This window comes from Streptomyces sp. P17 (assembly GCF_032436805.1).
Lineage (GTDB): Bacteria > Actinomycetota > Actinomycetes > Streptomycetales > Streptomycetaceae > Streptomyces.
Genome location: NZ_JAVRBF010000180.1, coordinates 1 through 1276, shown reverse-complemented (window position 1 = coordinate 1276; position 1276 = coordinate 1). Strand labels below are relative to the sequence as shown.

The window sequence follows — 1276 nt, the reverse complement described above, 5'->3', positions numbered from 1 at the left end:
TACCAGCCTCGGTGGCGCAGACACCCCAGAGAACCTGGTCGCCTGCTGCATGGACTGCAACGCCGGGACGGCCTCCAGTCACCCGGACACACCCCTCGTCGCCGACGTGAGTGAGGACGCGAAACGGTGGGCTGAGGCCCGCAAGATCGCAGCCCAGCGCGTCTCTGAACGGCGCGACAGATGGTCCAAACAGTGCCAGAAGTTTCGCAAAACGTGGCGAGTTTGGGACGAAGATTGCACGTTTCTGCCCGCCGATTGGAAGCAAAGTGTGGTGCGTTGGCTCGATAACGGAGTGCCTTACGACCGTATAGCTGAGGCGCACAGCATCGCAATCGAAGCCTACGGCGTCCCAAGTCGCACAGTCTTCCGCTACATGGCGGGCGTCATCAAGAACATCGTGAAGGAAATCGAGGCCGAAACTGCCGCGATCCTGAGAGCGGGCGACGATGGCTAGAGAGTTCGCACGCTACCTCGTCTCGACCCACCGCGACCCAGATTGGGCCACGCTGACCACCACCCAACACGACTGTTACATGGCGCTCCTGTCCAGCCCAGACCTGTCATGGGCCGGGGTTGTCCCCTACTTCCCAGCCAGGTATGCAGGCAACGCCGCCGACCTGACACCCCGCAAGGTTGCCAAAGCGTGGGACTCGCTCGCAGACGCAAACCTGCTAGTCATCGACCATTCAACCGGTGAAATCCTCGTGCGCTCATTCCTGAGGCACGACAAGGTGTTGACGAAACCCAACGTGACGAAAGCATTCTGCCGCGCCCTCGACCGCATCGCCTCGACCGCTATCCGCGACCAGATCACCGCCGAGGTGGCACGCATCTGGAGCGAGGAGGGTGACGCGCTCGCCTCCAGTTGGGACGTCATCGCTGACCTGTTGCCACACATGTCCGAGCAGATCGGGATCACGCCATGACCACAAAACCATTCCCGAAACCATTCCCCGAACCGTTCAGGAAACCATTCCCGAAACCGTTCAGCGAATCATTGCCGAAACCCTTCGGCAAACCCATCCCCAACTACCTTCAAACCTTCAAACCTTCAAACCGCCCGCGCAGCGCGAGTAACGCTGAACCCTTGCGTCTATCTGTGGTTGAGAATTGTGGTTCAGCAAGCAAAAAAAGTCCGGTAGGTAGGGGCTCGCGATCTTTGCTTGCCGACCTCGCTACGCGACAAAACCGGGACGCAGCATGAGAGCCCCCGCCGACTGGTGCCGCGACCTCGCAGCACTCACCTGCCACACTCGCGCCGCGATGCGCTACCCCG

General features: G+C 60.7%; 2 protein-coding genes. Both read left to right on the top strand.

Annotated features, from left to right (window positions below):
- The coding region (locus RMT89_RS40190) for a hypothetical protein (protein WP_315888697.1) at positions 1–454 on the top strand (454 nt) is incomplete at its 5' end.
- A gap of 79 nt (positions 455–533) precedes the next feature.
- On the top strand, positions 534–926 hold the full coding sequence (locus RMT89_RS40185; protein WP_315888696.1) for a hypothetical protein: 393 nt from the start codon (positions 534–536) through the stop codon (positions 924–926).
- Positions 927–1276 lie beyond the last annotated feature (350 nt).

Bases quoted from the DNA above. Each gene is read 5' to 3' on its own strand.
- RMT89_RS40185 (WP_315888696.1), top strand. From the start codon at position 534: ATGGCGCTCCTGTCCAGCCCAGACCTGTCATGGGCCGGGGTTGTCCCC.